The organism is Micromonospora haikouensis (genome assembly GCF_900091595.1).
Taxonomy (GTDB): domain Bacteria; phylum Actinomycetota; class Actinomycetes; order Mycobacteriales; family Micromonosporaceae; genus Micromonospora; species Micromonospora haikouensis.
Map to the genome: position 1 here is coordinate 100,733 of NZ_FMCW01000029.1, position 14,173 is coordinate 114,905.

Sequence of the window (14,173 nt, forward strand, 5' to 3'; positions counted from 1 at the left end):
AGGCCCGCACGCGAGCTCGCGATGTTATCGCTCACATTACGTCCGTGATTCATGTCGGTCAATTTATCCGCACGGTTTCGGCCGTTCGGGGCCCTGCCGTCAGCGCGGCGACGGCTCCGGGTGGGTCGCGCGCAGCGACGCCAGCAGCCGCAGCCGGTCCGCGTCGGCGCTGCCCGGCTCGGCGGTGAAGACCAGCAGGACCGGGCCGGGGTTGCCAGGCAGCGGGTACGTGTCCCAGGCCAGGACGATGTCGCCGACCTCCGGCACCCGGAACGTCTTGGTGCCGCTGACCGACTCGCGCACGTCGTGCCGGGCCCACAGCCGACGGAACTCGGCGCTGCGGATGCTCAGCTCGCCGACGACCGCGGTGGCGCGCGGGTGGGTGGGGTCGGCGGCGACGGCGACGCGCATCATGCCGATGTAGTCGAGGGCCTGGCGCTCCCAGTCCGGGCAGCTCCGTCGCCCGGTCAGCGCGTCGTCGAACATCAGCAGGAGCATGTTGAGCCGCTCGGGCGGGTGGCCGCCGGGGTCGCCGAGCAGCGCCTGGGCCAGCGGGTTCCAGGCGAGCAGGTCGAGGTGCCGGCCGAGCACGACCGCCGGGGTGTCCAGCACCCGCAGCAGCCGCCGGGTGCCCTCCGGCACCCGCTCCGGGCCGTGGTCGGCGCGGGCGGGCACCGGCCGGCGGGCGGCGCGGGCCAGCGTGAACAGGTGCCGGCGTTCCCGCTCGTCGAGGCCGAGCGCACCGGCGATCGCGGCCAGCACGTCGTCGGACGGGCGCACCTCCCGGCCCTGCTCCATCCGCTGGTAGTAGTCGGTGCTCAGCCCCGCCAGCAGGGCCACCTCCTCGCGGCGCAGACCGGTCACCTTGCGCCGGCCGCCCGGCTCCAGGCCGACGTCGCGCGGGCGCAGCCGGCCCCGCCGGGCGCGCAGGAAGTCGCCCAGCTCACGGGCGTACGGATGGCTCATGCCGCCAGTGTGGCGCGGCCCGGACCGCCGAGGGTAGGTCCGGCGAACCTAGGCAACCGGGAACGCCGGAGCCGGCCCGCGCCCCGCCTAGCGTCTGCCGCACCGACGCTTCGAGGAGCCGCAGATGACCGCATGGACCGCCGACCACATCCCCGACCAGCGCGGCCGGATCGCCGTCGTGACCGGCGCGAACTCGGGCCTCGGCCTGGTCACCGCCACCGAGCTGGCCCGCCACGGCGCGCGCGTCGTGCTCGCCGTCCGCGACACCGCCGCCGGCCGGGAGGCCGCCCGCCGCATCGGCGGCGAGACCGAGGTACGCGAGCTGGACCTGGCCTCCCTCGCCTCCGTGCGCGCCTTCGCGGCGACGCTGGTCGCCGACCACCCGCGCATCGACCTGCTGGTCAACAACGCCGGTGCGGTGCTGCTCGGCCCCCGCCGCACCTCCGCCGACGGCTTCGAGCTGCACCTCGCCACCAACCTGCTGGGGCACTTCGCGCTGACCGGCCTGCTGCTGGAGAGCCTGGCGGCGGCGCGGCAGGCCCGGGTGATCAGCCTCAGCTCGCTCACCCACCGCACCGCGCGCCTCGACTTCGCCGACCTGATGTACGAGCGCAACTACCGGGGGTCGGCCGCCTACGGCCGGTCCAAGCTCGCCACCACGGTCTTCGGCGTGGAGCTGGACCGCCGGCTGCGCGCCGCCGGGTCGCCGGTCGTCAGCGTGCTGGCCCATCCCGGGCTCACCCGCACCAACCTGACCCCGCGCGCCTGGGCGCACCGGGGCCGGGCCGGGCGGGCGGTCGCGCGGCTCGGCCTGCTGACCACCCAGCCGGCGCAGCAGGGCGCGCTGCCGCAGTTGCACGCGGCGACGGCGCCGGGCGTGCGGGGCGGCCAGTTCTTCGGGCCGGCCCGGCTGTGGGAGACGTGGGGGCCGGTCGCCGAGGCCCGGCTCGGTCGCGGGGCCGCCGACCCGGCGGCCGGGAAGCGGCTCTGGGCGGCGGCCGAGGAGCTGACCGGCGTCGGCGGCCCGCTCGCCGGCCGGGACCGTCAGTAGCCGCGGAAGTTGTCCTTGCGGATCTGCTTGCGCCCGATGCCGAGGTCCTTGAGCGCGGCGCTCATCTCGGCGATGAACTGCGGCACTCCGGAGACGTAGTAGGTGGCGGCGGGGGCGTTCGTGGCGACCTGCTTGAGGTCGACCGCGAAGCCCTCGCGGTCCCGGTGGTAGCGGGCGTCGCTGGCGAGTTGCTCCGTCTCGGTCTTGAACGCGTGCCCGTCCCCGACGTGCAGCAGCGTGCTGCGGACGCCGAGCCCGGCGGCGGAGATGTGACGCAGCAGGGAGCGGAACGGCGTGATCCCCACCCCCTGGGCGAGGAAGACGACGTCGTCGCCGGCCCCGTCCAGGGTGAACTTCATGATCGGGCCCCGCATCGTGACCCGGTCGCCGGGTCGCAGCGCCGCGAGCGCCTTCTTGAACCGGCTGCCGGATTCGAGCCTGGTGGCGAGCACGACCTGGTCGTCCTCGGGCGCCGAGGCCAGGGAGAACGGCTTGGCTCCCCCGCCCTTGACGGCGAAGAGGCCGTGCTGTCCGGCGATGTGCCGGAAGGGCCTGGTGGGAGTGAACGCGAAGACCGCCACGCCGTCGTCCTCCGTCCAGCGGTCGGCGAACTCGAGCGGGGTGGACGAGAGAAGACCCATGACTCCTCCTGGGGGTGCGGCAGGACGCCTTTCGTTCAACGTAGCAGATCGTTGAGGTTCCACAACTATCTGACCGCGCCGATGGTCAGCGGAATGGTAGCTTCGTGGCGTGACCTCCGCCTCGAACCCGGAGCCAGGCGTCCCCCTGCCGGTGCTGCTCTCGCAGGCCGGCGAACGGGCCCGGGAGCTCCTGCAACGCCAGCTCGCGTCGTCGCGGCTGCGGCCCCGACACGCGAACGTCCTGCTGCTCCTGGAGCGCCGGGGCGCCGCCGGGCAGCAGGAGCTGCTGGAGCAGCTCAACGTCGATGCCAGCGTGCTGGTGGGCCTGCTCAACGACCTGGAGGGCGACGGCATGGTCGAGCGCCGCCGCGACCCCGCCGACCGCCGCCGGCACATCGTCACCATCTCCGCGCACGGCAGGACGGCGGTCGCGGAGGTCCACGCGTCGATCGACCGGATGAGCGAGGCGCTGTTCGGGGCCCTGACCGACACGGACCGCGACCACCTGCGGCGGATCCTGACGGCGATGTCGGCCGGCAACCCGCCCACGGAGTCGACCTGCCCCGACCATCCGTGAGGCCGACCAACCCGATGCGTGACGCGCACAACATACAGTTGGTGAAGTCTTTGCACTGAGTGCAACATTGGCTGCATGACCAGGACCGAAGGACTACGAGAGCGACGCCGCCGTCAGACGCACCGCGAGATCCAGGAGGCCGCGCTGCGGCTCGCCCGCGAGCGGGGCTTCGCCAAGGTGACCGTGGAGATGATCAGCGCCGAGGCGGGCGTCTCCACCCGGACCTTCTTCAACTACTTCCCGAGCAAGGAGGCGGCGGTCATCGCGATGCCGCCGATGCCGCCCGACGACGACGTCGCCGCGTTCACCGCCGCCGGCCCCGCAGAGCCGGGCGACGTGCTCCTGGACCTGGTCGGCCTGCTCCTGCGCGACATGGCCCGCCACCCACCCGAGCGCGGTGGGCTGCACGCGATGTTCGCCCTTGGCAAGGAACATCCCGGGGTCCTCGCCGCCATGCTCGCCGGTTTCGAGGGATTCCAACGGCAGCTGGCCGTGACCGTCGCCGCGCGCACCGGCGACCAGCCGCAGGACGAGATGCCCCGCCTGATCGCCGGCCTCGCGATGGCCGTCGTCAGGACCGGCATGGAGAACTTCACCACCGGCGAGGACGACGACCCCGTCCCGTACGTCGAGCGCGCCGTGACCACGCTGCGCGCCCTGCTCGCCCGCTGACCTCACCCCTACCCGGAGACCCGGAGACCCCGATGACCGACACCGAAGCGCCCACAGCGACCCGGGAGCGTGGATCGTTCACCCTCCCGCCGCACTTCGCCCTGATCTTCACCGGCCTCATGGCCACCATGCTGCTCGCCTCGCTCGACCAGACCATCGTGTCGACCGCACTGCCCACGATCGTCGGCGAGCTCAACGGGGTCAGCCACATGGCGTGGGTGACCACCGCGTACATCCTCGCCGCCACCATCGCCATGCCGCTGTACGGTCGCTTCGGCGACCTGATCGGCCGCAAGACCCTGTTCCTCAGCGGCATCGGCATCTTCCTCGCCGGTTCCCTGATCGCCGGCGCCGCCTCCAGCATGACCATGCTCATCATCGGCCGGGCGGTGCAGGGGCTCGGCGGCGGCGGACTGATGATCACCTCCCAGGCGATCATCGCCGACCTCGTCCCGCCCCGGCAGCGCGCCCGCTACATGGCCCCGATCGGCGCGGTCTTCGGACTCTCCTCCGTGGTCGGCCCCCTGCTCGGCGGCTACTTCACCGACCACGCCGACTGGCGCTGGGCGTTCTGGATCAACCTGCCCGTCGGTCTCGTCGCCCTGGCGATCTCCGCGTTCGCCCTGCGCCTGCCGCGCCGAAGCAGCCAGGTCTCCATCGACTACGTCGGCATCACCCTGATGGCCGCCTCGGTCACCGCCACCGTCCTGGTCGCCGTCTGGGGTGGCACGCAGTACGCCTGGACCGACCCGCTGATCCTGGGCCTGGCCGCCGGCGCCGCGCTCGGCTGGGTGCTGTTCTTCCTGTCGCAGCGCCGGGCCGCCGAGCCGATCATCCCGCTGTGGCTGTTCCGCAGCCGGATCTTCAACCTGGCCACCCTGCTCAGCCTGATCACGGTCGGCGTGGGCATGTTCGCCGTCATCGTCTACCTGCCGACGTACCTGCAGATGGTCTACGCGGTGAGCGCCACCGAATCCGGCCTGCTGCTCATCCCGATGGTCGTCGGCATCATGGGCACCGCCCTGCCCTCCGGGCAGCTCATCAGCCGGACCGGTCGCTACAAGATCTATCCGATCATCGGCACCGTCCTGCTGGGCGTGGCGGCCCTGCTGCTGTCCACCCTCGACGTGCACACCTCCCTCTGGGCGGTCTGCTCCTACATCTTCCTGCTCGGCGCCGGGCTCGGCCTGATCATGCAGAATCTCGTCCTCGCCGTGCAGAACGACTTCCCCGCCGCCGCCGTCGGCACCGCCACCTCGGCGAACAGCTTCTTCCGGGAGATCGGGGCCACCCTCGGCAGCGCCGCCGTCGGGGCGATCTTCACCAGCCGGCTCAGCGACCAGCTCGCCCTCCGGCTCTCCGGCGGCGCGGCCGGCGCGGTCGGCAACACCGACTCGCTCACCCCGGCGGCCGTGCACTCGCTGCCGCCCGCGGTGCAGGAGGCCGTGGTGGCCGCCTACCAGCACGCGCTGACACCGGTGTTCGGTTATTTGATCCCCCTGTTCGCCGCCGGCCTGGTGCTGGCGCTGCTGCTGCCGGAGAAGAAGCTCGCCGCCACCCACACCGAGACGGGCGCGGACACCGCGACCGGCCCGGACGACGCCGCACGGCCCGTGGCGCCCGCACCGGCCCTTTCGGCCTGAGCGGGCGACCAGGGGACATGTCAACAAACGCTAGGCTGGCCGCATGGAGCACAACTGGCTGGACGAGCGCGAGAGCCGCGCGTGGCGGGGCTTCCATCACCTGCGCGCCGCGTTGACCGCTCGGCTGGCCCGGCAGCTCAACCAGGAGTGCGGGCTCACCGAGGCCGACTACGCCGTCCTGGTGAACGTGTCCGAGGCACCCGGCCAGCGGATCCGCTCCCGGGACCTGTGCCGCGCCCTGGACTGGGAGCGCAGCCGGTTGTCCCACCAGATCGCCCGCATGCAGGCACGCGGGACCGTCGAGCGGGCCCCGTGCCCGGCCGACGCCCGGGGATTCGACGTGGTGCTGACCGCAGCCGGGGCCGCCGCCATCACGGCGGCGGCGCCGATCCACCTGGCCGCGGTGCGGCACTGCTTCGTCGACCTGCTGACCCCGGAGCAACTGGACGTCCTCGGCGACATCGCCGACGTCGTCACGCAGCACCTGGCCGCCGAGCACGGCGAGGCGACGGGCGACGACGACACCTGCCCGACCAACCGCTGAGCTGCCCCTTACACCGTGGGTGGCGGCCCCGGCCGCCACCCACGGTGTGTCGTTCGCCAACACCAGTTTTGTTGACGTATCACGGTAAGGCCCCTAGCTTTGTTGACATGACAACATCTCAGGTCGGGCTCTCCCCGGTCGTGGCGGCCGAGCAGCGGCGCATACCCGGCTTCACCTCGCTGCTCTCCGTCGACCTGGAGAAGCTGGGCGTCGCCGCTTCGCCGGTCGCCGTGCTGGACGACTTCCGGGTCGACGGCCTTCCGTTCTCCCCGCACCCGCACGCCGGATTCGCGGCCGTGACCTACGTGTTCGAGGACTCGCCGGGGGACGTGCGCAGCCGCGCCTCCTCCGGCGTGGACCTGCGCGTCGGCCCCGGCGGCATCGTCTGGACCGACGCCGGCAGCGGCGTCATCCACGAGGAGGTTCCGGCGACACCCGGCCGGGAACTGCACGGGCTGCAGATCTTCGTCAACCTGAGCGCCCGCAACAAGCTCTCCCCGCCCCGGGTCCACCACCTGCAGGGCGCCGAGGTCCCGCAGTGGGTCGGGGACGACGGCACCCGGGTCCGGGTCGTGGTCGGCTCCTACGCCGGCGTCGCCTCGCCGCTGTCCCCCACCGAGCCGTTCACCCTGCTCGACATCCACCTGCGCGGCGAGATCCCGTTCGACCTGCCGGCCGCCCACCACGCGATCGCCTACGTGCTGGACGGGACCGTGACCGCCCGCACCGCCGACCGGGTCGTGCCGGTCGGGGGTACGCACGCCGTGGCGCTGACGGGCGCCGCTGGCCGGGTGACGCTGGCCGCCGCCGAGCCGGCGCACCTGCTCGTCATGGCCGGCGCAGAGGTGCGCGACCCCGTGGTCACCGCCGGCCCGTTCATCATGAACGACCACGCCCAGATCCAGGCCGCCGCAGCCCGCCACCGGGCCGGCGAGATGGGCCGCCTCGCACCGATCGCCGACACCGACCGCTAAGGAGAACGACATGACCAGCTCGGCCAACATCGACCTCGTCCGCGAGCTCTACGCGAACTCCGGCTCCCCGGACGTCGCCGCGAAGCTCATGGACCCCGACATCGTCGTCGACATCACCCCGGGCTACCCGTACGGTGGCGTCTTCCACGGCTACGAGAGCCTGATGGGCGACTTCTTCGGCCCGCTGTTCCAACTCTTCGGCTCGATGCGCGCCGAGGCCGACGAGATCTACGCGGACGACCAGGGCCACGTGTTCGTGCTCGGCCACTACCACGCCGTGACGAAGGAGGGCGTCGAGGTGGCGTCGCGGTTCGCCCACGTCTGGACGGTGGAGAACGGCCGCCTCGTCCGGGAGTGGCAGACCGCGGACACCGCCGTGCTCACCCAGGCACTCAAGAACTGAGCTGGCGGCCCGGGAGCTGACCGGCGTCAGCCACCGGTGAACTCCGGGGCGTGGGCGGTGGCCCACTGGCGGAAGGTGCGCGCCGGCCTGCCGAGCAGGTCGGCCACGGTGGAGGTGACGCACGCCGGTTGTCCCGTCGCGGCGCGCCACGCGGCCAGGAGCATGTCCACGGCCGGGCGCGCGGCCTCCGGGGCGGCGCGCCGGAACTCGTCGGGCGTCATCTCCTCGAACGTGAGCCGGCGGCCCAGCGCGTCGCCGACGATGCGCACCTGCTCGGCCTGGGTCAGCGACTCGGGGCCGGTCAGGACGTGGTCGCCGCCGACGTGGCCGCCCTCGCGCAGGATCCGCGCGACGACCTCGGCCACGTCGCCGTCGTCGACGGGGGCGGTCTCGGCCGCGCCGTACGGCCACCGGACCACGCCGTCGCCCCGGATCGCGGCGGCCCACCAGGACAGGGCGTTCGACGCGAACATGCCCGGCCGGACGATCGTCGCGTCGAGCCCGGTGGCCGCGATGAGCCGCTCGTTTTCGGCGTGCAGCGCCGCCATCGGGTTCGGCTGCTGAAAGAACGGGTGCGGGGTCCGGTGCGGCGCGGACAGGTAGACGACCCGCCGCGCGTGGGCGGCCAGCCGGTCGACGACGGCCGGCGCGGTCTGCGGCGGGGCCGTCCAGACCAGGAAAACCGCGCCGACGCCGGGCAGCGCGGCGTCGAGCGACGCGGGCGCGGTGAGATCGCCGGTGACGACCTCGACGTCGGCGGGCAGCGTCGCCGCCGACTCGGCGCGGCGCACGAGGGCGCGGACCGGCACGCCCGCCCCGGTCAGCAGATCGACCACGGCGCTGCCGATGCGCCCGGTCGCCCCGGTGACGAGCACCGGCGGCCCTCCTGCGGGTCTCACGTCAGCACGCTGTCCCATGCGCCCATTCAAACGTTACCGAGTTGCAAAAGCAACCTGGTAACAAAGGTTACGCTGGCGCGGTGAGCGAGCCGGTCGGCCTGCGGGCCCGCAAGAAGGCACGGACCCGGGACGCGATCGCCGACGCGGCGATCTCGCTGTTCCTGGCGCGCGGGTTCGACCAGGTGTCCGTGTCCGACATCGCCGCGGCGGCCGAGGTGTCGAAACCCACCCTGTTCCGCTACTTCCCCACCAAGGAAGACCTCGTCCTGCACCGCTTCGCGGACCACAACGGCGAGGCCGCGCGCGTGGTCGGCGAGCGCCGCCCCGGCACCGCGCCGATCGCGGCCCTGCACCAGCACTTCCGCGCCGGCCTCGACCGTTTCGAGCCCGTCACCGGCCTCAACGACCACCCCGAGGTGGTGGCGTTCCACCGGCTGGTGTTCGGCACCCCGAGCCTGGCGGGACGGCTACTGCAGTACATGCGCGACGACGAGGACGCCTTGGCCGCCGCCCTCGACCCCGGCGTCCGGGGCCGGCTGCTGGCCGCCCAGGTGATCGCGGTGCAACGCGTGCTCGCCCGCACCAACTGGCAGAAGATCGCCGCCGGGCGCACCGCACGCGACGTACACCCGGAGGCGGTCGCCGACGCGGACCTGGCCTTCGCCCAACTAGGCCGCGCCACAAACCACCTCTGACCGCCCCCACCTCCCGCCGCCCTGCCCCCTCGCCGCACCCCCGCCGCGCTCCCCCTCGCCCCCCGCCGCGCCGATCTTGCACTTTCGGCCCCTCAGGTGGGCGCTTCACCCCTTTCACCCGGGCCGAAAGTGCAAGATCGCGGTCAGCCAGCGTCGTCGGCCCGGCGCGGGGCGTCTCCGTCGGGTTCCGTGGGTTGGGTCGTTGCGCTCCACAAGTAGACCTGGGTGGCGGCGCGGAGGGCGTCGCGGGCGGCGGTGGCCGGCGGGCAGGCCGCCGTGCGGCAGATCGGGCAACGTCCGTCGGGCCCGGGTCGGTGCTCGCGCAGGACCCAGCGGGCGGTGAGGATCAGCCGGTTTCGGATCTGCGCCAGGGACAGGAACGGCGCGGTCATGCTCGGGTCACCCCGAGGGCGGCGGCGAGCTGGACGACCGTGGCGGGGGCGTGCGGGTCGCGGGCGACCTGGGCGACGATGTCGCGGGCGGCGGGGCGGTGGCGCACCTCCGCCGGCGCGACGCGGTCGGCCTCGACCAGCGTGCGGGCGGCGCTGGCCGGGTCGTCGGTGTGCAGGTAGGCGCGGGCGGCGTCCAGCAGGTGCGCGGCCCGGTGCTCGGCGGGCAGCCACCGCCACCCGTCGCGCGCGACCGTCTTCTCGTGCCAGGTGACGGCGTCGTGGGCGTGGCCGAGGTCGAGGGCGGCGGCCACCCGGGCCAGGTCCACGGCGGTCGGCCCGAACGCGGTCCGATGGTGGTCGTGGCCGTCGCCGACCCGGGCGGCCATCGCGGCGGCCTCGTCGAGCAGGTCGGCGACCGTGCGGTCGTCGCCGTGGCGGGCGGCGGCCAGGGCTCCCTGCACCAGCAGCGTCCCGCACAGCGACAGCTCCGCCGGTGCGGCGTCGTCGGGGTCCGGCGGGGCGATCCGGTACGCGGCGGTCAGCGCCGTCGACAACGCCGCCCGCACCCGACCCGAGGCGCGCAACACCTGGCCGAGCTGCACCGTGGCGGCAGCCACCAGCACCGGGTCGCCGGCCGCGGTGAGCATCGCCCGGTCGGCGGCCAGCCAGGCAAGATCCGCCTCGCCCAGCTTCACCAGCAGCGACGCGGTCAGCCGGTACGCCTCCACCACCGTCGCCCGACCCCGCCCCGGATCGTCGGCATGCGCGCGCTGCGCGCCGGCCAGCAACTCCGGCAGCAGCTCGGCCACCCGCGGATACCGGGCGTGCTGAAAGGTGATCCAGGCATGCCCGACATCCCGCGCCACCCGGTCCGCCGGCACCCCCGGGCAGCCGACCACCGGGCGTCCCACCGCGACGTCGTACGTCGACAGCGCCTCCCGGATCCGCTCCACGCCCTCGATCCGGCCGGTCACCTCGGCGGGCCGGGCGTCGCGGCCCAGCAGCACCGCCGCCTCGATCCGCAGCACGGCGGCGATGTCGTGCAGGGTCGACACCCTGTCCAGCGACCGCACACCCCGCTCGACCTTGTCCACCCAGCTCTTCGACTTGCCCAGCCGATCGGCGAACACCTGCTGCGACAACCTCCGCCGACCCCGCCAGTACGCGACCCGCCGGCCCACCGGCAGCGACTCAAGGCTGTCCACGACGCCACCGCCGGTCGGGCACCGCCCGGGTGGTCTCCTCGGCCGGTATCCGTTCAGCCTCGGCCTGCGCCAGGAGTCGCTGCTTGGCGGCTTCGTGCTCGGCCGCCTGGATCTGCTCACCCCGACTCTGCGCCGGTTCGCGCTGTGTGCCGCTCAACTGCTTCTCCTTGGGGATGCTCATCGGGTCCAGCCGAGGAATCGTTGGTACAGGTCGCCGGCGGGGACGTGGGTCAGGTCTTGGGCGGCGTCAACGAGGTGGGCGGCCAGATAGAAGGCCAGCGACACCGGGGCGCGGTCAAACTCCGCTCGCAACTCCTGTCGGCGCTCATGACACGGCCAGTCGGCGCTGCAACCGCCGCAGGTCCAGGCCGGTGTGAGCGGGAGATGGGTAGTCATCGCGGCGTCTCCCGGGAGCCCGGCTGACTGGATGGCCGGGCATCTTGGCTCTGCTCCGATGACCAGTGGCCTCGATTGACCGGAACCCGGTGTGCGGCGTCGCAGGGCAGTTCGCTTCCGCATCGGCAGACCGTCCGCCAGCGCTTCCATGACCAGACCGGCCGATGCCGTCTCACCAGGGCGAGCGCGACGGCTGCCAGGTACTCCTCGTACGAGACGCGAGACACGCGCTCTCCCCTCGTTGCTCTGGCGGGGCAGGGCGCTGCCCTGGCTTCCAGGGTCAACGCCGCAGCTCATGTCACCGTAACGACGTAGGACTGTAGATACAATAGGTTGTAGAATTGTTGGACACATAGCGTCACTCTCGTGATCGACCCGAGTGCGGATCGCGCCGTGTTCCGGCAGCTCGCAGACCTCCTGCGAGACCGGATCACGTCTGGCGCCCTCGCGCCCGGCGCCCCACTGCCCAGCGAGCTGCGGATGGCTCAGGAGTACGGGCTGAGTCGCACGAGCGTCCGACAGGCGGTAGCGCTACTGCGGTCGGAAGGGCTCGTCATCGTGCAACCACCGCGCGGCACCTTCGTTCGCGCCGCCGAGCCGACCGAGACGGTGACGCTCCTCAAGGGCGACACGGCCACCGCCCGGATGCCTACCCCCGCCGAGCGACGCGAGCTGGAGATGGGCGAGGGCATCCCGGTCATCATGATCTTCCGCGCCGACGGCTCCCACGAGCTGTACGCCGCCGACCGCATCCGCATTGGAAGGTAAGTGGCCCACGATCTCCTCGGTTATGACCCATAGGTGCCATTTGACCCACGGGCTGACGTAGGCGGCCCACTCGTGTTGCAACCCAGGGGAACACCGTGCCACCGCGTTACCGCTACGAGCAGATCGCCGACGACCTCGCCAAACGCATCGCAACCGGCGAGTTTCCGCCTGGCTCCAAGCTGCCCAGCCGCCGAGAGTTAAACGAGCACTACGGCGTTACGGAGCCCGTGATCGATCGAGCCATGCAGGTGCTGCGAATCAAGGGCATGACCGAGACCCTGCCGGGTGTAGGCGTCTTCGTCGCCGAATAAGGCCCACCGGCATCCGGGACACCGGGGACACCCGCTTCTCCTGGCCGATTCCGCTCGGCCTTACCCTCGACCGGACCGACGCCACCCATTCCCCACCTCGGAGACATTTACAACGCGACGATCCACGGAGCCAACGGCCCTGTAGCCATCGGCGCTCAGGCGCAGGCCACGGCAGAGGGCCTGACCGTCGAGGACGTGCTTCCGCTCCTCGACAAGGTGCAGGAGTTGGCAGCCCGCACTGCGGACGCCCACCAAGCCGAAGCTTCTTGAGGCCGTCGCCGACCTCCGTACAGCTGTCGACAGCGATGAGCCAGACCTAGTCGAGATGGTGAAGAAGAGCGGCAAGCTGCACGCCGTCGTGAGCAAGATTGGGGATGCGACACTGGCCGCCGTCGCTGGCGACGCTGTTCAGACTGTCACCGATCTGGCCCTCAGCGGAGCGTTCGGCTAACGCCCAACCTCGCGCCCCCGCTGGCCATCGGCCGGCGGGGGCGTTTCGTGCTGTCTGGGCTACTTCCGCTTCTCCCAGGTGCCACAGTCGTTCGTCTCGAATTCCTGTCCCTTCCGAAGCACCACCGTCGGGCGGCCCCCTCCCGGGATGTCGTTGGCGATGATGTTCTCCCCGTTGCTGCCGCTCTTCGTGATCGCCCAGTAGCAATCGGAAGAAACCTGGGCGGTCACCCGGTACGTGCCGGGCGGGAAGTCGACGCCCACGGTCCACGTGCCGTCATCGATGGTCGGCAGGGGTGGCGGAGGAGGCGGTGCTGGCTTCGTCGTCGCCGCCGGTTTGGCCGGGGCCGACGATGGTGACGGGGAAGGGCTCGGCGTGGGAAGCTGCCAGGTAGCCCGTCCTTGGGCGTAGACGCAGTTGTATGTGCGGCCGTCGTCGCCGACGGCTGACGCGTTCGTGTTCTCGCAGAGGAAGCCGATTCCCACCCTGGTGTACCTCGGGCTGGGGGTGGTGGTGGCGGTAAGTGCCTCGGGATCCGAAGTGGCGCGACCGGCCTCGTAGGAACCGACGGCGATCGCGAGGGCCGCGACGATGGCTCCGCCAGCGATCACGGCCTGACGCTTACGCACGTTCGGCTGCGCCGTCGGCGGCTGGGGGGACATGGACATCCGGGCACCGTAGCGGCGGCGGTCCACCGACGCTGTCCCAGATATGACAACGAACCCGCGTGGTGGGGCGGGCCGCTGTCGTATCCGGAGGTCAGTCGCCCAGAGCGGCGCGCGCCTCACGCGCTCCCCAGACCGCCCGCTTCGCGGTACTCTCGCTGACCTCGAACTCCGTCCCTGACGTGCCTGACGATGGTGCTGCCAGGCGTGAGCCGCCCCCGAGGGGCTACCTATTGAGCCGGGGTGATCAGGCTCTTCTTCCAGCGCTTCGCGGTCGGCTTGAGCACCCGGCGACCGCGACGAGTTCCTCGCCGGTCGGCTCGCGGCCGAGTTTCGCGGGTGAGCCGCTCGACCAGGTATGCGGCCCGGTGCGAGATCGGCAGCCGCCGCCAGGTCAGGCCGCCGACGAACTGCTCGTGGAGATCGACCGCGCGCCGCCGCGGCGGCGACCCGGGCCGCATCGACGACTGCCCGCTCCGGCTGCTCGGTGCGGTCACCTCGGCCGTCGGATATCGGGACCCAGGCAGCCATGTCCGTCGAGCCGTCGGTCTCGTGGCGCAGCTCGCCGCCTGCAAGAGCAATGCTGCAGAAAGTGCTTAGCCTCGGTCTTTCACGGCTGCCGTGATCTTGGGGGTTGGGAAGGGTCTGCGGAGACGGCGAAGTGCCTGCCGCGTAAGGAAAACTGACCGGTGTCGAGTCGTTCAGAGTTCCGCGCGCGGAAGGCACTTCGTAGGTGCAGAGTACCGATTGGTCCAGAGGGTTGTCCGTCGAGGTCGGCGGTCGTGGTGTGGTGTCGCACGCCGGGTTGGTGTTGCTCCGTACGCTGGCTGACCGGACCGGTCTGACCGGGGCGTTGTCGCAGGCGGTGGCGCGTCGGGGGTTCACACCGGGCAGGGACCGGGGGCGGGTGTTGACCGATC

19 protein-coding genes and 1 pseudogene are annotated in these 14,173 nt (G+C 72.1%); 11 read left to right on the forward strand and 9 right to left on the reverse strand.

The genetic code is table 11. The annotated features are described in order from the left end of the window. Positions 1-99 precede the first annotated feature (99 nt). Positions 100-966: a helix-turn-helix domain-containing protein gene (locus GA0070558_RS25850; protein WP_091284395.1), complete on the reverse strand. Its 867-nt coding sequence runs from the start codon at positions 964-966 to the stop codon at positions 100-102. A 124-nt stretch (positions 967-1,090) separates the two neighbouring features. Here GA0070558_RS25850 and GA0070558_RS25855 point away from each other — a divergent pair, with 124 nt between their 5' ends. After that, complete coding sequence (locus GA0070558_RS25855; RefSeq protein WP_091284397.1) at positions 1,091-2,017, forward strand: oxidoreductase; 927 nt, start codon at positions 1,091-1,093, stop codon at positions 2,015-2,017. On the opposite strand, the gene GA0070558_RS25860 is transcribed toward GA0070558_RS25855, so the two are convergent. Beyond that, on the reverse strand, positions 2,011-2,658 hold the full coding sequence (locus tag GA0070558_RS25860; RefSeq protein ID WP_091284400.1) for a ferredoxin--NADP reductase: 648 nt from the start codon (positions 2,656-2,658) through the stop codon (positions 2,011-2,013). The genes GA0070558_RS25855 and GA0070558_RS25860 overlap by 7 nt on opposite strands. Before the next feature lie 109 nt (positions 2,659-2,767). Here GA0070558_RS25860 and GA0070558_RS25865 point away from each other — a divergent pair, with 109 nt between their 5' ends. The 6 genes from GA0070558_RS25865 to GA0070558_RS25890 all read left to right on the forward strand — a co-directional run bounded on the left by GA0070558_RS25865 (position 2,768) and on the right by GA0070558_RS25890 (position 7,471). Further along, the gene (locus GA0070558_RS25865; protein ID WP_077936941.1) at positions 2,768-3,235 is read left to right on the forward strand and encodes a MarR family winged helix-turn-helix transcriptional regulator; all 468 of its coding nucleotides are present in this window, start codon (positions 2,768-2,770) and stop codon (positions 3,233-3,235) included. Between the two features lie 75 nt (positions 3,236-3,310). After that, on the forward strand, positions 3,311-3,907 hold the full coding sequence (locus GA0070558_RS25870; RefSeq protein WP_091284402.1) for a TetR/AcrR family transcriptional regulator: 597 nt from the start codon (positions 3,311-3,313) through the stop codon (positions 3,905-3,907). A 32-nt stretch (positions 3,908-3,939) separates the two neighbouring features. Then, positions 3,940-5,550 (forward strand): MDR family MFS transporter, encoded by a 1,611-nt coding sequence (locus GA0070558_RS25875; RefSeq protein ID WP_091284404.1) that lies wholly within the window; start codon positions 3,940-3,942, stop codon positions 5,548-5,550. 43 nt (positions 5,551-5,593) lie between these two features. Then, complete coding sequence (locus tag GA0070558_RS25880; protein ID WP_091284406.1) at positions 5,594-6,094, forward strand: MarR family winged helix-turn-helix transcriptional regulator; 501 nt, start codon at positions 5,594-5,596, stop codon at positions 6,092-6,094. A gap of 107 nt (positions 6,095-6,201) precedes the next feature. Further along, positions 6,202-7,068 carry a pirin family protein gene (locus GA0070558_RS25885; protein WP_091284408.1) on the forward strand — a complete coding sequence of 289 codons (867 nt, stop codon included), beginning with the start codon at positions 6,202-6,204 and terminating at the stop codon, positions 7,066-7,068. 10 nt (positions 7,069-7,078) lie between these two features. Then, positions 7,079-7,471 carry a nuclear transport factor 2 family protein gene (locus tag GA0070558_RS25890; protein ID WP_077936936.1) on the forward strand — a complete coding sequence of 131 codons (393 nt, stop codon included), beginning with the start codon at positions 7,079-7,081 and terminating at the stop codon, positions 7,469-7,471. 26 nt (positions 7,472-7,497) lie between these two features. Here GA0070558_RS25890 and GA0070558_RS25895 read toward each other — a convergent pair whose 3' ends face one another. Then, complete coding sequence (locus tag GA0070558_RS25895; protein WP_256092122.1) at positions 7,498-8,370, reverse strand: NAD(P)H-binding protein; 873 nt, start codon at positions 8,368-8,370, stop codon at positions 7,498-7,500. Between the two features lie 80 nt (positions 8,371-8,450). Here GA0070558_RS25895 and GA0070558_RS25900 point away from each other — a divergent pair, with 80 nt between their 5' ends. Further along, positions 8,451-9,065 (forward strand): TetR/AcrR family transcriptional regulator, encoded by a 615-nt coding sequence (locus tag GA0070558_RS25900; RefSeq protein ID WP_091284412.1) that lies wholly within the window; start codon positions 8,451-8,453, stop codon positions 9,063-9,065. A gap of 143 nt (positions 9,066-9,208) precedes the next feature. Here GA0070558_RS25900 and GA0070558_RS25905 read toward each other — a convergent pair whose 3' ends face one another. The 4 genes from GA0070558_RS25905 to GA0070558_RS34600 are packed head-to-tail and all read right to left on the reverse strand — an operon-like array spanning position 9,209 to position 10,974. After that, positions 9,209-9,457 (reverse strand): hypothetical protein, encoded by a 249-nt coding sequence (locus GA0070558_RS25905; RefSeq protein WP_091284414.1) that lies wholly within the window; start codon positions 9,455-9,457, stop codon positions 9,209-9,211. After that, positions 9,454-10,662 (reverse strand): helix-turn-helix domain-containing protein, encoded by a 1,209-nt coding sequence (locus GA0070558_RS25910; protein WP_256092123.1) that lies wholly within the window; start codon positions 10,660-10,662, stop codon positions 9,454-9,456. The genes GA0070558_RS25905 and GA0070558_RS25910 overlap by 4 nt, the downstream gene beginning before the upstream one ends. After that, on the reverse strand, positions 10,649-10,843 hold the full coding sequence (locus GA0070558_RS34595) for a hypothetical protein (RefSeq protein ID WP_256092124.1): 195 nt from the start codon (positions 10,841-10,843) through the stop codon (positions 10,649-10,651). The genes GA0070558_RS25910 and GA0070558_RS34595 overlap by 14 nt, the downstream gene beginning before the upstream one ends. Then, complete coding sequence (locus GA0070558_RS34600) at positions 10,840-10,974, reverse strand: hypothetical protein (protein WP_256092125.1); 135 nt, start codon at positions 10,972-10,974, stop codon at positions 10,840-10,842. The genes GA0070558_RS34595 and GA0070558_RS34600 overlap by 4 nt, the downstream gene beginning before the upstream one ends. 450 nt (positions 10,975-11,424) lie before the next feature. Here GA0070558_RS34600 and GA0070558_RS25925 point away from each other — a divergent pair, with 450 nt between their 5' ends. Beyond that, a complete protein-coding gene (locus GA0070558_RS25925; protein WP_091284420.1) occupies positions 11,425-11,826 on the forward strand; it encodes a GntR family transcriptional regulator in 402 nt (133 codons plus the stop codon). A gap of 95 nt (positions 11,827-11,921) precedes the next feature. Further along, positions 11,922-12,137 (forward strand): winged helix-turn-helix domain-containing protein, encoded by a 216-nt coding sequence (locus tag GA0070558_RS25930; protein WP_091284421.1) that lies wholly within the window; start codon positions 11,922-11,924, stop codon positions 12,135-12,137. Between the two features lie 510 nt (positions 12,138-12,647). Here the strand turns inward: GA0070558_RS25930 and GA0070558_RS33015 are convergent. After that, positions 12,648-13,256, reverse strand: coding sequence for an Rv1352/Rv1906c domain-containing protein (locus GA0070558_RS33015; protein ID WP_141722327.1), 609 nt, complete (start codon positions 13,254-13,256; stop codon positions 12,648-12,650). A gap of 227 nt (positions 13,257-13,483) precedes the next feature. Continuing rightward, complete coding sequence (locus GA0070558_RS25940; RefSeq protein ID WP_141722328.1) at positions 13,484-13,750, reverse strand: hypothetical protein; 267 nt, start codon at positions 13,748-13,750, stop codon at positions 13,484-13,486. A gap of 236 nt (positions 13,751-13,986) precedes the next feature. On the opposite strand from GA0070558_RS25940, the pseudogene GA0070558_RS33925 reads away from it, so the two are divergent. Continuing rightward, positions 13,987-14,173 (forward strand): annotated as a pseudogene (locus GA0070558_RS33925) (IS1380 family transposase); the annotation flags it as partial.

What these genes read in the sequence shown, in the direction of transcription:
- GA0070558_RS25860 (WP_091284400.1), bottom strand. Translation starts at nt 2,658, where the DNA reads ATGGGTCTTCTCTCGTCCACCCCGCTCGAGTTCGCCGACCGCTGGACG.
- GA0070558_RS25890 (WP_077936936.1), top strand. Translation starts at nt 7,079, where the DNA reads ATGACCAGCTCGGCCAACATCGACCTCGTCCGCGAGCTCTACGCGAAC.
- GA0070558_RS25905 (WP_091284414.1), bottom strand. Translation starts at nt 9,457, where the DNA reads ATGACCGCGCCGTTCCTGTCCCTGGCGCAGATCCGAAACCGGCTGATC.
- GA0070558_RS25850 (WP_091284395.1), bottom strand. Translation starts at nt 966, where the DNA reads ATGAGCCATCCGTACGCCCGTGAGCTGGGCGACTTCCTGCGCGCCCGG.
- GA0070558_RS25870 (WP_091284402.1), top strand. Translation starts at nt 3,311, where the DNA reads ATGACCAGGACCGAAGGACTACGAGAGCGACGCCGCCGTCAGACGCAC.
- GA0070558_RS25880 (WP_091284406.1), top strand. Translation starts at nt 5,594, where the DNA reads ATGGAGCACAACTGGCTGGACGAGCGCGAGAGCCGCGCGTGGCGGGGC.
- GA0070558_RS25875 (WP_091284404.1), top strand. Translation starts at nt 3,940, where the DNA reads ATGACCGACACCGAAGCGCCCACAGCGACCCGGGAGCGTGGATCGTTC.
- GA0070558_RS33015 (WP_141722327.1), bottom strand. Translation starts at nt 13,256, where the DNA reads ATGTCCATGTCCCCCCAGCCGCCGACGGCGCAGCCGAACGTGCGTAAG.
- GA0070558_RS25855 (WP_091284397.1), top strand. Translation starts at nt 1,091, where the DNA reads ATGACCGCATGGACCGCCGACCACATCCCCGACCAGCGCGGCCGGATC.
- GA0070558_RS34595 (WP_256092124.1), bottom strand. Translation starts at nt 10,843, where the DNA reads ATGAGCATCCCCAAGGAGAAGCAGTTGAGCGGCACACAGCGCGAACCG.
- GA0070558_RS25885 (WP_091284408.1), top strand. Translation starts at nt 6,202, where the DNA reads ATGACAACATCTCAGGTCGGGCTCTCCCCGGTCGTGGCGGCCGAGCAG.